At 55.4% G+C, this 14,996-nt stretch carries 15 protein-coding genes and 1 tRNA gene; 11 read left to right on the top strand and 5 right to left on the bottom strand.

What is annotated here, in order from left to right:
* Window positions 1-21 precede the first annotated feature (21 nt).
* The 3 genes from R8377_RS06135 to R8377_RS06125 form a co-directional block, all read right to left on the bottom strand.
* Window positions 22-1,188, bottom strand: a complete 1,167-nt coding sequence (locus R8377_RS06135; RefSeq protein ID WP_317642614.1) for a ribonuclease H family protein — start codon at window positions 1,186-1,188, stop codon at window positions 22-24.
* Window positions 1,189-1,271: 83 nt separating this feature from the next.
* Complete coding sequence (pgm, locus tag R8377_RS06130) at window positions 1,272-2,948, bottom strand: phosphoglucomutase (alpha-D-glucose-1,6-bisphosphate-dependent) (RefSeq protein ID WP_317642613.1); 1,677 nt, start codon at window positions 2,946-2,948, stop codon at window positions 1,272-1,274.
* Window positions 2,949-3,046: 98 nt separating this feature from the next.
* Window positions 3,047-4,135, bottom strand: a complete 1,089-nt coding sequence (locus R8377_RS06125; RefSeq protein ID WP_317642612.1) for a diacylglycerol/lipid kinase family protein — start codon at window positions 4,133-4,135, stop codon at window positions 3,047-3,049.
* Between the two features lie 287 nt (window positions 4,136-4,422).
* Between R8377_RS06125 and R8377_RS06120 the strand changes: the two genes are divergently transcribed.
* The 10 genes from R8377_RS06120 (at window position 4,423) to R8377_RS06075 (ending at window position 12,493) form a co-directional block, all read left to right on the top strand.
* Entirely contained in the window at window positions 4,423-5,109 is a 687-nt protein-coding gene (locus R8377_RS06120; RefSeq protein WP_317642611.1) for a serine dehydratase beta chain, read from the top strand.
* A gap of 64 nt (window positions 5,110-5,173) precedes the next feature.
* Window positions 5,174-6,055 carry an L-serine ammonia-lyase, iron-sulfur-dependent, subunit alpha gene (gene sdaAA, locus R8377_RS06115; protein ID WP_317642610.1) on the top strand — a complete coding sequence of 294 codons (882 nt, stop codon included), beginning with the start codon at window positions 5,174-5,176 and terminating at the stop codon, window positions 6,053-6,055.
* Window positions 6,056-6,100: 45 nt separating this feature from the next.
* Window positions 6,101-7,387, top strand: a complete 1,287-nt coding sequence (gene serS, locus R8377_RS06110) for a serine--tRNA ligase (RefSeq protein WP_317642609.1) — start codon at window positions 6,101-6,103, stop codon at window positions 7,385-7,387.
* Between the two features lie 208 nt (window positions 7,388-7,595).
* The gene (locus R8377_RS06105) at window positions 7,596-8,225 is read left to right on the top strand and encodes an MptD family putative ECF transporter S component (RefSeq protein WP_317642608.1); all 630 of its coding nucleotides are present in this window, start codon (window positions 7,596-7,598) and stop codon (window positions 8,223-8,225) included.
* A complete protein-coding gene (locus R8377_RS06100) occupies window positions 8,222-8,905 on the top strand; it encodes an energy-coupling factor transporter transmembrane component T family protein (protein WP_331669480.1) in 684 nt (227 codons plus the stop codon). Before R8377_RS06105 ends, R8377_RS06100 begins: the two co-directional genes overlap by 4 nt.
* Entirely contained in the window at window positions 8,898-10,346 is a 1,449-nt protein-coding gene (locus R8377_RS06095) for an ABC transporter ATP-binding protein (protein WP_317642606.1), read from the top strand. The genes R8377_RS06100 and R8377_RS06095 overlap by 8 nt, the downstream gene beginning before the upstream one ends.
* Before the next feature lie 116 nt (window positions 10,347-10,462).
* Window positions 10,463-10,550, top strand: a tRNA-Ser gene (locus R8377_RS06090).
* A 54-nt stretch (window positions 10,551-10,604) separates the two neighbouring features.
* The gene (locus tag R8377_RS06085) at window positions 10,605-11,120 is read left to right on the top strand and encodes a Panacea domain-containing protein (RefSeq protein ID WP_317642605.1); all 516 of its coding nucleotides are present in this window, start codon (window positions 10,605-10,607) and stop codon (window positions 11,118-11,120) included.
* Window positions 11,113-11,598 carry a type II toxin-antitoxin system death-on-curing family toxin gene (locus tag R8377_RS06080; RefSeq protein WP_317642604.1) on the top strand — a complete coding sequence of 162 codons (486 nt, stop codon included), beginning with the start codon at window positions 11,113-11,115 and terminating at the stop codon, window positions 11,596-11,598. The genes R8377_RS06085 and R8377_RS06080 overlap by 8 nt, the downstream gene beginning before the upstream one ends.
* 322 nt (window positions 11,599-11,920) lie before the next feature.
* The gene (locus R8377_RS06075; protein WP_317642603.1) at window positions 11,921-12,493 is read left to right on the top strand and encodes a flavodoxin; all 573 of its coding nucleotides are present in this window, start codon (window positions 11,921-11,923) and stop codon (window positions 12,491-12,493) included.
* A 118-nt stretch (window positions 12,494-12,611) separates the two neighbouring features.
* Here the strand turns inward: R8377_RS06075 and R8377_RS06070 are convergent, their stop codons facing one another.
* Window positions 12,612-12,827, bottom strand: coding sequence for a hypothetical protein (locus R8377_RS06070; RefSeq protein ID WP_317642602.1), 216 nt, complete (start codon window positions 12,825-12,827; stop codon window positions 12,612-12,614).
* A 110-nt stretch (window positions 12,828-12,937) separates the two neighbouring features.
* Entirely contained in the window at window positions 12,938-13,825 is an 888-nt protein-coding gene (locus tag R8377_RS06065; RefSeq protein ID WP_317642601.1) for a LysR family transcriptional regulator, read from the bottom strand.
* A gap of 168 nt (window positions 13,826-13,993) precedes the next feature.
* On the opposite strand from R8377_RS06065, the gene R8377_RS06060 reads away from it, so the two are divergent.
* Window positions 13,994-14,581, top strand: coding sequence for an NADPH-dependent F420 reductase (locus tag R8377_RS06060; RefSeq protein ID WP_317642600.1), 588 nt, complete (start codon window positions 13,994-13,996; stop codon window positions 14,579-14,581).
* The last annotated feature ends 415 nt before the right edge of the window (window positions 14,582-14,996 follow it).

The raw sequence follows: 14,996 nt of genomic DNA, 5'->3' as shown, positions 1-14,996 counted from the left end.
GCCTTGCGGCGGCTCGCAGGCTTACTCTTCGCCTTCTTCGCGCACGTCGATAGAGTGCAGGCGGAAGGGTACACCCTTGATATGGACGCGGCCCTCTTGGTCAATGTCTGCCGAGAAGGAAATGGTTCCCGAGATGTGGAGGTCTTTGCCGGCAAAGTAGGGGCTGCGCGAGGGGGGAGGGGTGATGATGAGATCGCCGGTGGCTACTAGGCCCCGCGATGACTGGGCATCGTCCTCGTCGTCTTGTGCTGAGCCCTGAGCTGAGCCCTGAGGGCTTCTCTCCTCGGACTCTTCAGCTTCAACGAAAGGCTCGTCTTCGGCAGTCTCGGCCGCTTCTTCAAACTCGTCTTCATCGCTTGCTTGCGCAGTGTTCTGCGGGCTCGGCGGCGCTGGCACTGGAGGAATGGACTGCGCTCGCTCCTGCGAAGGTGAGCTCTCAGAGGCTTCCTCTGCGCCCGGCATAAGGTCGCGAATGGGTTCCATTACTTGCGTCTGATTAACTGCGTCGCCCTCGATGTCGTCGCCCGGCGAGTCAAACAGCGCCAAAGCGGCAAGCGGTGAGGGCTGCTCCTCTTCTGCCATTTCGGGAGCGCCGTGATTGTAGAGGGCGTCGGACTGGGCTGGGTTTACATGCTGGCCCTTGAGCTGGAGCCGGACCTCTTCGGAGATTTTGAGACCCTTGGTATAGGGGGAGGCGAGCAAGGATTGCCAGCCTTCGATGGGCAGGTAGGAGCGCTTGTCGCCACTGCGCACGTCGGTGGCGAACCCTCGGGCTAGGTCGTCGACCTTCTCGTTAAAGCGGTCTCCAGCGTGGCCCTTGACCCAGAAGAACTTGACCGGGCCTGGGCGCTGGCTGATTTCACGGTCGATGGCTTCTATAAGTTGGCGGTTTTTGACAGGCTTGCCTGCCGCGTTTTTCCAGCCCTTCTTTTTCCAGCCGTGCACCCACTTGGTTGAGCAGTTAATGGCATACTGGGAGTCGGTTTGGATAGTGAGCGGCGTGGCCCCACGATGGGCGCGCAAGGCCTGCAATACGGCGCATAGCTCGCCAATCTGGTTGGTTCCATTAGTGGCACCGCCTGCGTCCGCACCCTCGCCTTGATGGTCGGCCCAAGCCCAACCCATAGGCCCATTCGGGTTCCCCAACGCCGAACCGTCCGTAGAAACAACAATCTCGCTTTGACTCATACCCTCCACCCTAAACGACCGACCCGAAAAGTGAGCGGCGACCAGTTCAAAAAGTGGGTCGCCGTTAAAATATTCGGACTTTTTTATTCGGAGAGGGCTTTGTTTACTAAGGTGGTGGCTTCGGTTTGGGTTTGGGTTAGGGCCTCGGGGGAGATGAAGGACTCGGCGTAGACCTTGTAGATGTTTTCGGTGCCGGAGGGGCGGGCAGCGAACCAGTTGTTCTTGGTGGTGACCTTGATGCCGCCGATTGCAGCGCCGTTGCCCGGGGCCTCGGTGAGCTTGGCGGTGATGGGCTCGCCGGCCAACTCGGTTTCGCTCACATCTGCGGGGCTGAGGGAGGCAAACTTGGCCTTTTGTTCAAGGGTGGTGGGGGTGTCGACGCGCTGATACCAGCTCTCGCCGAAGCGCTCCACCTGCGCCTGGTGCAATTCGGCCGGGTTCTTGCCCGTCTTGGCAGTGATTTCAGCAGCCAATAAGTCGGGGATTAGGCCGTCTTTGTCGGTGGTCCACACGTGGCCGTTGCAGCGCAGGAAGCTCATGCCGGAGCTCTCCTCGCCACCGAAAGCGACCTCACCCTTAAAGAGCGGGTCCACGAACCACTTGAAGCCTACGGGCACCTCAACGAGTTTGGCATTGATAGCGGCGGCAACGCGGTCAATGAGCGAGGAAGAGACCAAGGTCTTGCCTACTCCTGCGCCTGCGGGCCAATCGGGGCGGTTGCCAGAGAAGAGATATTCGACACATACGGCGATGTAATGGTTGGGGTTCATAACTCCCGAGCCGGGGCAGACGATGCCGTGGCGGTCGGCGTCTGGATCGGTGCCGCCCACCAAATCGTAAGAGTCCCAAGCGCCGCCGTTGAGACGGTCTACCAGGCCCTTCATGGCGTACTCAGAGCTGGGGTCCATGCGAATCTTGCCGTCGTGGTCGAGGGTCATGAACCGCCAAGTGGGGTCGACTTCGGGGTTGATTACGCCAATATTGAGGCCGTACTTTTCGTTAATCAGTGGCCAATAATTGACTGAAGCGCCGCCCAGGGGGTCAATGCCCAAGCGCACGCCCGAAGTGCGAATGGCTTCAAAGTCGATGACGGAGCCCAAGTCTGCTACGTAGTGCTCGCGATAGTCAAAGCGCTCAATAAGCTCAGAATTGATGGCCTGCTCGAAGGGGATGCGCTTGACGCTCTTGTAAGAGCCCAGCAGCTCATTGGCCCTGTCGGCAATGGCTTTGGTGGTGCTTTCGGGAGCTGGGCCTCCGGTGGGCGGGTCGTATTTGAAGCCGCCGTCGGTGGGAGGATTGTGGGAGGGGGTGACGACGATGCCGTCTGCCAAGTCCTCGCCGGAGAAGCGCTGGGAGCCGTCGTTGGCCCGATTGTGGGTCAAAATAGCTTGGGAGATAGTGGGGGTGGGGGTGTAGTCGTCGCGCGCATCGATACGGACCCGGACGCCGTTAGCAACCAGGACCTCAATAGCTGACTTCCAAGCTGGCAGGGAGAGAGCGTGGGTGTCGCGGCCCAGGTAGAGGGGGCCGGTGACGCCTTCCTTGGCTCGCTGCTCGGCAATTGCCTGGGCAATGGCTACGATGTGAGCTTCGTTGAATGACGTTTTGAGCGAGGATCCGCGGTGGCCCGAAGTGCCGAAAGCAACCCGCTGGGAGAGCTCGGCAGGGTCGGGAATGAGGTCGTAGTACTTGCCGACGACCTCGTCGACGTTGATTAAATCATCTTGAGTGGCGGGCATCCCCGCATGCTGTGCAACCATGGTCTCTATTTTGCCACGAGCTTATGACAGAGAAGTGCACAAAAAGTAACGAAATATAACAAGATGTGACAAGCGCTGGGAGTGGCCGAAAATCAGGCCTACTGCTCAACGGGAACGCGCACGTTGAGCGACTGCTTGTCGACGGAAAGCTCAATATGTCGGGTTTCGCCAAGAATATCGCCATCGACCTGAGCTAAGGCCGGCTTCTTTAGCTTAATCTCAGCGTCGGAGCCCTGCACCTGCTCAATCGAAGAATTGGTAGACAGTGGACTCTGGGTCGAAGTGCGGGTAATGGTCTGGTGCATTACATCGCCAAACAAGTTAGCCCAACCAATTAAGCCGCCTGAGGTGTCTATGAGCTCAAAGTCGAGCATGCCGTCGTCGAAAGCAGCGTCGGGCATCAGCGAAAAGCCTGGAATCTCGCCGCAATTGCCGGCCATAAACGTTCTGAACTCCACATTTTTGTTGGTTTGAGTGCGACCGTCACGCTGGCGGATAGTGATGTCGCCCTTGAATTTGTCGGCGAAAAGATGCTTGGCTCCCGAGATGAAATAGGCCAGCCAGGAGATGCTTTTCTTCAGGTTGGGATCGGTGTCGTCAATCATGAGTGCATCGAAGCCAATACCGGCGATAATTAAGAAAGCGTGGCGGGTCTGTGAATCTCTGCTGTCTAATATCCGCATTCGGCCCACATCAACCTTGCGGGAACCATGTGAAGTTGCCACTGCTAAGGCCGCTTCTGGATCGCCTACTGGAATGCCCATATTGCGGGCAAATAAGTTTCCAGTGCCAATAGGAATGATTCCCAATACGTGGCCAGTGCCAGCAACCGCGCTTGCTACCGTTCGCACAGTCCCATCGCCGCCCACTGCAACTACGATTCCAGCGCCATCTGCTAGAGCTTCTTGCGCGCAGGCCTTGCCGTCTTTGTCGAGCTGGGTGTCGTAAAAGCGCACGTCTTCAAGGCCTTTGGCTTGGCAGTATTGCTTAATGCGCTCGCGAATCTGCTTGGCTTGAGGCTTGGAAGGGTTGATAATAAAAGCGTATGAGACCTGATCGTCGTGCCTAGCTTGCAGCTTGGCTTCAAATAAGCGGCGCGAACGTGCCCTCAGCCAGTAAGCGGTAGCAGCCAAGGCGATGATGATACAGAGCACCGAGGCAATGACAATGAGCGCAGGTAATGGCATAGAGTCTATTCTCCGCTCTTTCTAGTGCCGGGGTGAAACAATTTGGGTATATATCAACGATTCCTGCACGTTCTGCTGCAAGCGATGTAAGGATTAATCTAACCGTGTTGTTCGCTCAAAGAAACACCCTTCCATTTGCTAGGAAAGAGGCATAATGTCTGCATAAAACCTTTGAGCAATGAGTTAGAAATACAGTTGGCACTTAGGGTCTGTACACTAAAGTGCTTACGGGCCCATTGCTAGTAGGGGCTAGGGCTGAGTAGCGCAGGCAAGCGGAAGGACGGGCGATGGCAGGAGAATACCGCAGTGTCTTCGATATTATCGGCCCGATTATGGTCGGACCTTCCAGCTCACACACTGCTGGAGCGGTAGCCATCGGTCGTGCTGCTCGTCACTTAATTGGTGGACTACCGAGCGAGGTGCGCATCGATTACTACGAATCTTTTGCCAAGACGCACTTGGGCCACGGCACCGACTATGCGATTATTTCCGGCTTACTAGGCTTTGCGCCAGACGACGGTCGGGTGCCTCACGCGGTCAGCATCGCCCGGGATGAAGGTGTACTCATTGATTTTTGCGAAGAAGAAGGCCCCAGTCCGATCGGGCACCCCAATACCGCTGTGGTCCACATGCGCAGGGGGCAGCAGGAGATGAGTCTCTACGGCTGCTCCATCGGAGGCGGAACCATTGAAATTCGGCGGATTGAGATGGATGGTTATGACTTGCGGCCTGGTGGCATGTTGCCGTTGCTGATAGTGCCGCAGCTGCTGAATGAATCCGAGCAAGCAGTGCTAGCGCAGGAAGATTCCATAACGAGCCTGATTGCGGCTGCTGGAGCCTTGCGCAACCGAAGCGTGTATCCAAGTGCAAGTGGTAGGCAGGTGATGGTGGTTTACGACCTCGACAAACCGCTGCTGTCCGCTGTTCTGGAGCAGATTCGCCGCTTTGCGCCCAGCATGATTTACGTGGACTAGACCAGCTCGCGTCTGAGACTGCTGACAACCGTTAACCCTAAGAAATAGTGAGAAAGAACCGAGTATGTTCACCTCTGTAGCAGAACTGGTAGCGAGTGCACAAACGCAAGGCTTGCCGATTAGCGAGATTATGATTCGCGAGGAGATGGAACGTTTTCAGGAGAGCCGCGAGCAGGTGTGGGAGCGCATGGGGGAGAACCTTGACGCGATGGACCGGGCTGTGGCTAAGGGTTCTACGGGCGAGGGCGTGTTTTCTGCGACTGGGCTCACTGGTGGTGAGGCGGCCCTGCTGCGCGATTATAGGGAAACGCATGTGAGCCTGTCTGGCGACACGATGCTGGAGGCTGTGCAGGCGGCGATGGCCACCAATGAGGTCAACGCTTCTATGGGCGTGATTTGCGCGACTCCTACGGCTGGATCTTCGGGCACGCTTCCCGGCGTTTTGGCAGCTCTCAAGCGGCGAATTGACTTGGATCGCGATGGGCAGATTCGCTTCCTCTTTACTGCGGGTGCTTTTGGGCTGGTAACTGCCAACAATGCCATGATTGCAGGGGCTACGGGCGGTTGCCAGGCGGAGGTTGGCTCGGCTTCAGCTATGGGTGCTGCTGCGGCGGTTGAGGCGGCGGGCGGCGACCCAGTGGCCTGTGCTGAAGCCTTTGCTATTGCCATGAGCAACCTGCTGGGATTGGTGTGTGATCCGGTGGCGGGTTTGGTGGAATTACCCTGTGTGAAGCGCAATGCAATTGGTGCCGGGAACGCGCTGATTGCTGCCGATATCGCCCTATCCGGTGGAAGTAATAAGATTCCGGCAGACGAAGTCATCGAAGCTATGCGCAAGGTGGGCCGCAGCCTGCCAGCGTCCTTGCGAGAGACTGGAATTGGTGGTCTGGCGGGCACTCCCACTGGTCAGCGTTTTCGTAAGACGATTTTCGGGCAGGAAGAGTAAGTTGAGAAGGCCGTGTGTGTCGCCTTTTGGCAGTAAGATAAAGCCATGCTAGATATTCAGTTCATCCGCGACCATGCGGACATTGTTAAAGAGTCCCAGCGTAAGCGCGGCGAATCCGTGGAGCTGGTCGACCAGGTGCTCCAAGCGGATGCTGAGCGTCGTGAGGCCTTGCAGTCCTTTGAGTCTACGAGGGCTGAGCAGAAGGGGCTGGGCAAGCAGATTGCTCAGGCCCAGGGCGACGAAAAGTCTGCACTCTTAGCTCGCACCAAGGAGCTTTCGGCCCAAGTCGGGCAGTTCAAAGATGCTGCCGACAAAGCCAATGAAACTTACACCACGCTCATGTGGAAGTTCAGCAACGTGGTTGAACCTGAAGCGCCGCAGGGTGGCGAAGATGACTACGTAGTCGTCAATAAGATTGGTACGCCCCGCGACTTCGCAGCAGAGGGCTTTGAACCCAAGAACCACTTGGAACTGGGCGAGGGCGTGGCCGGAATCGACATGCGCCGTGGCGTGAAAGTCTCCGGTTCTCGCTTCTACTTCCTGCGCGGCGACATCGCCCGCATGGAGATCGCAATGTTGACTATGGCTGTGGATCAGGCCATGGATCGCGGCTTTATCCCTACCATTACCCCTACGCTGGTGCGCCCCGAAGTGATGGCTGGCACCGGCTTCTTGAACTCGCATTCCGATGAGATTTACCGCTTGCGTGAGCCTGACGACCAGTATTTGGTGGGCACTTCTGAGGTGGCCTTGGCTGGCATGCATGCAGACGAGATTCTGGACTTGGAATCGGGTGCCCTGCGCTACTGTGGTTGGTCTTCTTGCTACCGGCGCGAAGCTGGCTCGGCAGGTAAAGACACGATGGGCATTATCCGTGTGCATCAGTTCGACAAAGTTGAGATGTTCGTCTACTGCAAGCAAGAGGATTCGCGTGCTCAGCATCAGGAACTCTTGAGCATGGAGCAGGAAATGCTGGGCAAGGTCGACGTGCCCTACCGCATTATCGACACTGCTGCCGGAGATTTGGGCTCTTCGGCCGCCCGCAAGTTCGACTGCGAGGCTTGGGTACCTACTCAGGGCCGCTACCGCGAGCTGACTTCGACTTCCAATTGCACTGAATATCAAGCCCGCCGCCTGAATATCCGCGAGCGCATGGAAGACGGTGGCACTCGCCCCGTGGCTACACTCAACGGCACGCTGGCTACGACTCGCTGGCTGGTGGCTATCTTGGAAAATCACCAGAACGCCGATGGTTCCATCACCATTCCCGAAGCGATGCGCTCCTACATGGGTGGCAAGGAAGTTATCGAGCCTACCCGCTGGGAAGCCTGAGTTTTAGCTGTTTATAAGCCCCGAAAGTGGAGGGCGCCGGTCTATCTGGTGTGCTTTGCCTGCGGGGCTTTTGCTGTATCTCCGGCAGACGTCACAAAATTGACTCTTGTCAGGAGGGCTTTCGTCTTTTAGTCTGGTAATGAATAGGACTGCCGGTTTGAGCTGAACCGAGTGAGGCAGACTTCGGGCTTAAGACGGGAGCGAGACGGTGACAGCAATAACGGCCTTGAAAACCAAGGATCTCATCAACGTAGGTATCTATAGTGCCCTGTATTTCATCTGCATGGGAATCGCTGAAGGTGCCACCACACTCATCACTGGCCTCCTGCTGCCCGGATTTACCTCTATTTTTGTGCCTGGCATTGTGGGTCTGCTAGCAGGTCCGGTCTATATGCTGCTGTGCCAAAAGGTGCCACGTTTTGGCGCTATTACAATTATGGGCATCCTCATGGGGCTCTTCTTCCTGATTTCGGGCCATTTTGCGCTCGCCTTCATCCCTTACGCTTTGTGCGGTCTCGTGGCAGATCTTATCCAGAGTCTTGCTGCCAAAGCTGAGCAGCCTAAACGGGGCCTGCGCTTGTTGGGCTATACGGTGTTTACCTTCGGCTCAATGGGCCCGGTGATTCCTCTGTGGTTCATGAAAAATGCTTACGTGGCCAGTTTGGTGAAGCGCGGTAAAAGCCAAGACTATATCAACACGCTCTTCTCTCACATCACCGGTCCTACTCTCTTTGCTTGCATTGCTATCACCGTTGCAGGTGCTGTAATTGGTGCCTATTGGGGTGGTAAATTAGTTGACAAACATTTTGCGCAGGGGCAGGGGACTAACCGAGGATGAAACCAGCCTCGATTTTTAGCAAGTTTTTTCTGGTTATATTTGCTAATATCCTGCTCTTTTTTAACCTACCTATGTGGCTGCAAATTGCTGCATACACATACCTGTGCCTGCTCTTCTTCCTAGCGCGGCGCTGGAGGCAGGGCGTAACTTGGGCCTTGGTGAGCGCAGTTTTTGTGGTGGGCAATGCCTGCGCCACGCTTTATCCGGATAACTTGTGGGGCCACTATGTGCTCTTTCTCTTCTCCGGACTGGGCAAAATGCTTCCGGTCGTTATAGTGGCCGCTCTCATTTTTGCGAGCACTCGGGTCTCTGAGCTGGTCTACGGCTTGCGCTGCCTCCACATGCCCCAGTGGGTGATTATCCCCATGAGCGTGCTTTTCCGATTCTTTCCTACCATTCGCCACGATTATCACCTCATTCGCGACGCTATGAAGTTCCGCGGACTAGCCGTTGGGGGCTTTGCGCTGCTGCTCCACCCAGCGCGCAGTTTAGAATACATTTACGTGCCCCTGCTCAACAATGCGGCGAACGTGGCCTCAGACCTAACTGCCGCTGCTCTCACGCGCGGGCTGGCCAATCCGGGCCCCAAGAGTTCCCTCTACAAGGTCTCATTCTCGCTTACGGATTGGCTGGTGTTCATTGTGGGAATCGGATTGCTGGGGTGCTTAATTTATGCTTAATATCAATGATTTCTCCTTTACATATTCGGGGCAGCTCGACCCGGCGCTCAACCACGTGAGCCTGCGGGTGAGGCCGGGCGAAGCGGTTGTAGTGACCGGCAAGTCTGGCTGCGGTAAAACTACGCTTTCGCGGGCGGTCAACGGCCTCATACCTGAGCTCTACGAAGGGCAGGAGGAGGGCAGCTGCCAAGTAGCGGGCTTAGAGGCCGGAGCGGTGCCGATTTTCCAACTGTCTGAGCAGGTTGGCTCCGTCTTCCAAAATCCTAAAACCCAGTTTTTCACCACTGACGTAACCAGCGAGCTAGCTTTTCCCTTAGAAAATATGGGTCTTGGGCGGGAGCAGATAGCTCAGAGACTCAGTGAAGTGGCTGACTTATTCGGCATTAGTCACTTGCTCGATCGCAGCATGTTCGCGCTTTCGGGCGGCGAAAAGCAGATGGTGGCTATCGCATCTTCGTATATGCTCAACCCCAAAATGCTCCTCCTCGACGAGCCGTCTTCAAACTTAGACAGTGAGTCGATTGAGATGCTTACGCAGGTCTTGGCTAAGCTCAAGGGCCAGGGGCTTTCCTTACTGATTATTGAACACCGTTTGTATTACTTGAACCAGATCGCGGACCGCTTCGTCTTGGTGGACAGGGGTCAAGTTGCCGGTGAGTATAGCCCTAGCCAGTTGGGGCAAATGGGCTTGCAAGAGCGCGAGCGTCTGGGCTTACGTGCTGTTACGAAGGCTCAAGAAGGCCAGCGGCAGCCAGAGCTAGAGGCAAACCAAACTGGCGGGTCAGCAGGCGAAGTGAGCTTGCATATTGAGAGTTTGGCATACTCCTACAAGGGCTGCGACCAGCCTGCCTTGCAGGTTGATACTTTAGATGTGAACAACCGCGAAGTTATTGGCATCGTGGGGCACAACGGGGCTGGGAAGTCCACCTTTGCCAAGGTTTTGACCGGGCTGATTGCAGCCGATAAGGGTGGCCGGGTTGAGCTCCAAGGCCAGCAGCTCAGCCCGAAAGACTTAACGCGCGAGTCTTTCCTCGTCTTCCAAGATGTGAACTACCAGCTTTTTTCAGAATCGGTTGCGAAAGAGCTTCAGCTGGGCGCGCCCCGAACCAGCAGCGAGCGGTTGGGTGAGTTGGCTGAAGGGCTGGGCTTAACGGACTTGCTGGAGCGCAGTCCGAGTACGCTTTCTGGAGGGCAGAAGCAGCGGGTGGCCGTGGGGTGCGCTGTGTTATCAGGCAAGCGGATTGTCATTATGGACGAGCCGACGAGCGGATTAGATTTGGCTCACATGCACCAGGTGACTCAGGCCATAGACTACCTGCATGCTCTGGGCGCTATCGTCTTGGTGATTTCCCACGACCGAGAATTCCTCCTGCAAACCTGCACCCGTTTCGTCACTTTTGACCAGGGCCACATCGTAGCCGACGAGTATCACTTAGACTAGGCCAGCTGCCGAGATTGTGCCAAAGCGTAAGCGATTGGGCACTGCCACGCGCCCCTTGCACGATGTAAGCCGTATCCGCTAAGCTAGATGATGTTGTTCCGCTAGCGGAGCACAACGGACAGATGTCTGAGCGGTCGAAAGAGACGGTCTTGAAAACCGTTGTGGCGCAAGTCACCGCGGGTTCGAATCCCGCTCTGTCCGCCAACAAGGGCCCAGCCACCGAGCTGGGCCCTTACTCATATTCGGAGAGGAGGGGGATTGAGGGCTCTGGAGTTGGCTAATCTCTTTATTGCCGGGCATGGGTATGAGATTATTTTGAATAATGTGCGGCTCAATGCGCTGGTGTATTGGGCGCAGGTGGAGTCCCTGCGTGCTCGCGGGCAGGCGGCTTTTGAAGGGCCAGTGGAGGCCTGGCAGATGGGGCCTGTGGAGCCGGAAGTGTACCAAGCTTTTAAGGGATATGGGCGGCGGCGGATCGCGCTACCTCGCGGAGACGTGCCCGAGGGTGATGCTCAGGCGCTCGACTTGGTGGCGGCGGTCATCAAGCAATACGGCTTTTTAACTACTTACGATTTGGTGTGCTTTACCCAGCGGGAGGGCTCAGCTTGGAGGGCTGCCTACCAGACGGGTCCGGAAACCAGCTTGAGTGAGGAGCTGATTTTGGCTTCACGAGACGGCTTAGACCGGCCCAGCGTCCAAGGCACGCTAGCCTCCGCTATCGCCTCAGTCAACGACACTTGGCCCAACACCTTTAGGATGCTAATCAATGCCTGAGCATACAGCCGATGAGAACTGGCGGAAAGTGGCACCGCCTATAGAATTTGCGGATGAACCGGACTTTTTGGCTTTCGTACAAACCGTCTTGGACGCACACATGGAAGAGATGACCAAGCATGGCGGTTACGCCATCGAAAAAGGCGACGAAGGGCCGCGCGTGCAGTCAGTCGCCGCCTCCACCTTCCTAGCCAGCTTCGGTCAGAAACCGGTCGACCGATTCGCTGACATTTTCGACCAAGCCGCAGCGTTTGCCTACTATCTAGTGCGCGACCACCCCTTTGGTGACGGCAACAAGCGCACTGCAGTCCGCATTTCCCTTGCTATGATTGCCTTGCGCGGCATAAGGCTCAACATCGCAGACTCGCCCAACCCTTGGGAAAACGACCTTTACCAGTGGGTGGAAGCTCTCGCCTCTGGTTCTTTGAGCAAGGAGCAGCTTTCCGAGCATTTGCGCTCTCGTGCCTACATAGGTTGAGTAGAGTAAACTCAGGCTGTCCGTTTTTTGGACTTTTAGCAAGGGGTATGTAAGCGTTCTTTACATGTTCTATCGTTGGTATGCGTGCGCTGAGGCGTTCTACTGAATGAGGATAGTTCAGCTCATAGCTGATAATGTGCAAGTCGAAGTTGACTTCGAGCTCACTGTAACCGCTAGAGTCACCAGAAGTTGGTCAAAATGAGCAGAGGAGCTAACAAATGAAAAGCGAATCATGATTCCCGCAGTAGCTGTAGTGGCTGTAGTTGCCCTTGCTCTGGGCATCGAGATGTACCAAAGCTATGCAAATGGGAGGAACAAAACTATGGCAACGCCACAGACGCAAAAGTCCGAAACCACCGGCTCACATAAGATACCAGAACAAACGAAATCTGGCAAGACGTTGGTCGTCTATTTTTCGCGTAAGGGAGCCAACTTCGATGGCAATTTGAAAGTGGGACACACCAAAGTGGTGGCGGATTTCATCCAGAAGCACACCAAAGCCGATGAATACGAAATTGTGCCGGTGCAGGACTATTCCGGCACGTATGATGAAACTACTGACCAAGCCAAAAAAGAGCAGCAAGAGAACGCTCGGCCCAAGATTAAGAATCCACTGCCAGATGTGAGTAGCTACGACACAGTGTTTATTGGAGGGCCCATCTGGTGGGGCGAGTATCCGATGATTGTGCGCACATTTATGGATGCAGTAGACCTGAACGGCAAGACCGTTATTCCGTTCACAACAGCAGCTGGTTCCGGCCTAGGAAATACGCAAGAGGCGGTGCGCAAGCAGTATCCGCAGGCCAAAGTGCTTGATGGTTTCACTGTCGAGGGAACTAAGGCTGATGGGGCTGAAGGTCAGATTAATGACTGGCTGGCCAAGATTGGCTACTAACCCTCAGTTCACGCTCAATGCGCAGGGTAAAAGCCTATGAGATGTGGACAACAATGTAATCTGGCCACAGCGGCTATGAAGGGTGGCTGCGGGTGTTCAAACGGCATCCTCTGTCTCTCTATTTGACTTGGCTGGCATACTGCTCGTCCTGCCCGCCCCGCTCATCGCCCTCCTGGACAGCTCCCTGGTGGATTCGACCCGTAATCTGCTGGTCTACGACTGCGGTTTGTTTGCCTACACCCGCTGGCTGGAGGACTACCGGAAGTTGCTTACGCAGACCGAACTCATGCACGCGCTCTTCTTCGTCGTGGGGCAGGCTGTCGTCGTTGTCCAAACCGAGCGAACTCCTCCACCAACTGGGAGTAGAGCACTCCCGCCTAGTCGACGAGCGGCTGACTATGTGAATGTGCTTCGAGCCTGTCAACTGCCTAGTATTTGCAGAAATTAGATGTGCTGGCAGGCTTTGAGTAGGGCGTCTATGGATTGTTGATTTGTGGCTCGTGCTTGCGCGGATGGTAGCAAATAAGCAGGCAGTCTGAGGGTCGGTTCGATCGGGGCCGACCAGATGCCCTCATAGGTATGTTCGGATTCGTAGCCAAGATATATGGGTGCCCATAGGGGTTCATCACTCACCGCCATTTGGGCGAAGGTAATTTCCGTGCTGGTGAAGGGCAGGGCTCGCCGCATGGCTGAGCTGTCCGTAAAGACTTGCTTGCTGATGAGGTCAACTAGCATGGGGTTGCCCCTGCGGGGAACCAAGGCTAAAGAGGTGTTTTGTAGTGATTGAACCGCTATGGTAGGGCTGCCGAAGGAGGGGTGGGCTGCGTTGACTGCTGCGACTACAATGTCGTCCCACACATGCTCGGCATGGTCCATTTGGCTTGCCCGGCGGCCTCGGAGGATAGCTGCGTCGGCTCTGCCCTCCTCAATCATTGCCACCCGTTGCGCTGGCTCGGCTTCGGTGATATGCAAGAAAATGTTGTCTGCTCGTAGCCTACTTGCAATGTGAGCCACCTTTTGAGCCATGCCTTTGCCTATTACGAGGCGCAAGCCGGTAGTCTGTCTTGTGTTCTGGCTGTTTTTTACGCCGAGTCGTAGAGCATCGAGGTCTTTCACAACAGCTAAGGCTAGGGTAGTGGCTGTTCGGCCAGTGGCAGTGAGCTGTGCGTTGCGGTGAGAGCGGTCAAAGAGCTGGACTCCAAGTTCGCGTTCTAAACGTTTAATATGTTCGCTTACTACTGACTGAGGGAGAAAGAGCTTTTCGGCGGCTCGGCTAAAGTTTTCCTCCTGAGCTGCAGCCAGAAAAATCTCCAACGTTTTGATTTCAATCATGCTTACCCCTTGAGCTCCCAACCAGTTTGCCAAAACTCTACCGCACTTATCGGATTTTACGATAGGTTCTTTCGCAAAGTCACTCTTGTTGGGGATTGGTGCCTGCGCGATGATAAAACCTGTCGTCTGGATGAGAAGCATCCAGACCCTTAGAGAACAGGAATAGTCATGGCGAAGATCGTGGTAATTGGCACGGGAAATGTTGGAAGCGGTATTAGGCAAGCTGCCGCTGCCCAGCATCATGAGGTGGTATCGCTCAATACTTCCAGTCAGCTTGAAGACGGTCGCAATGCCATTGCAAGCGCTGATTTTATCTTCATTGCTATTCCTCTTGCGGCTGTAGTAGACCTGCCGCAAGAGTGGAAAGATGAGACTCGTGGGCGAATCGTAGTCGACGCAACAAACCCTCTAACAGCTGATTTTGCGAACTTAACGGTGGGGTTCTCTGATTCGGCTGGCGAACAGGTTGCTGCTGCTCTGCCCGGTGCGCAGGTTGTTAAGGCTCTGAACGCTGTCCTCGCCCCCAATCAAGACCCAATCGCATTCCCCACAGGGTCTATCTTTGTGCCCGTCGCTGGTGAGGAATCGGCAGCTAAGAGTGTGACTGATTTGTTGAACGGCTTGGGCTTCGACGCGCAGGTTGTTGGCGACTTGAGCTGCTCGCGTTACTTGGAGCCCTTGGCTGAGTTGATGATTCACTTGGCGTATATGGAAGGTCAAGGAACCGGTATTGCCCTGCAGTTGATGCGTGCTTAAATCAACGGAGCTTGGCCCTATATGTGCGCCTAGCTCAGACTACAACGATGGGGCAGGCCACCCTAGCGAAGATGAGGAATACTATCTAGCTGGGGATGGCCTGCCCCATCGTTGATAAGCGCCGCTGTAAACGACTGACTGCAGTTGCTACTTACCGATCATGGTTTGGTGGAGCTGCTTGATTTGGTCACTGGTTTGGCCGATGCCTACGAAGTTGAGACTGAAGCGCTTGGCGATAATCAGCCAAAACAATCTGCTGGCCGGACTGCCTGTCGAAGAGCTGCTTGGTTGTAGATCTTATGCTAGAAAGTGAGTGGGTTTGCTGTTATTTCCTTTCAATGTCAACTACCTTAATTGAATGTTTGCTTGCTTGATTGCTTGGCTTTAGATGGATAATACGTATGTGCATAGTGAC

Origin of the sequence: Bombiscardovia apis (genome assembly GCF_033095945.1) — a bacterium.
Lineage (GTDB): Bacteria > Actinomycetota > Actinomycetes > Actinomycetales > Bifidobacteriaceae > Bombiscardovia > Bombiscardovia apis.
The sequence above is the reverse complement of the archived record's forward strand: the minus strand, read 5'-3'. Positions and strand labels throughout refer to the sequence as shown.

Excerpts from the sequence above, each read along its gene's own strand:
- R8377_RS06080 (WP_317642604.1), top strand. The coding sequence starts at position 11,113 with ATGCCTGAGCATACAGCCGATGAGAACTGGCGGAAAGTGGCACCGCCT.
- R8377_RS06135 (WP_317642614.1), bottom strand. The coding sequence starts at position 1,188 with ATGAGTCAAAGCGAGATTGTTGTTTCTACGGACGGTTCGGCGTTGGGG.
- R8377_RS06120 (WP_317642611.1), top strand. The coding sequence starts at position 4,423 with ATGGCAGGAGAATACCGCAGTGTCTTCGATATTATCGGCCCGATTATG.
- R8377_RS06100 (WP_331669480.1), top strand. The coding sequence starts at position 8,222 with ATGAAACCAGCCTCGATTTTTAGCAAGTTTTTTCTGGTTATATTTGCT.
- pgm (WP_317642613.1), bottom strand. The coding sequence starts at position 2,948 with ATGGTTGCACAGCATGCGGGGATGCCCGCCACTCAAGATGATTTAATC.
- R8377_RS06075 (WP_317642603.1), top strand. The coding sequence starts at position 11,921 with ATGGCAACGCCACAGACGCAAAAGTCCGAAACCACCGGCTCACATAAG.
- sdaAA (WP_317642610.1), top strand. The coding sequence starts at position 5,174 with ATGTTCACCTCTGTAGCAGAACTGGTAGCGAGTGCACAAACGCAAGGC.
- R8377_RS06065 (WP_317642601.1), bottom strand. The coding sequence starts at position 13,825 with ATGATTGAAATCAAAACGTTGGAGATTTTTCTGGCTGCAGCTCAGGAG.
- R8377_RS06060 (WP_317642600.1), top strand. The coding sequence starts at position 13,994 with ATGGCGAAGATCGTGGTAATTGGCACGGGAAATGTTGGAAGCGGTATT.
- R8377_RS06095 (WP_317642606.1), top strand. The coding sequence starts at position 8,898 with ATGCTTAATATCAATGATTTCTCCTTTACATATTCGGGGCAGCTCGAC.
- serS (WP_317642609.1), top strand. The coding sequence starts at position 6,101 with ATGCTAGATATTCAGTTCATCCGCGACCATGCGGACATTGTTAAAGAG.
- R8377_RS06125 (WP_317642612.1), bottom strand. The coding sequence starts at position 4,135 with ATGCCATTACCTGCGCTCATTGTCATTGCCTCGGTGCTCTGTATCATC.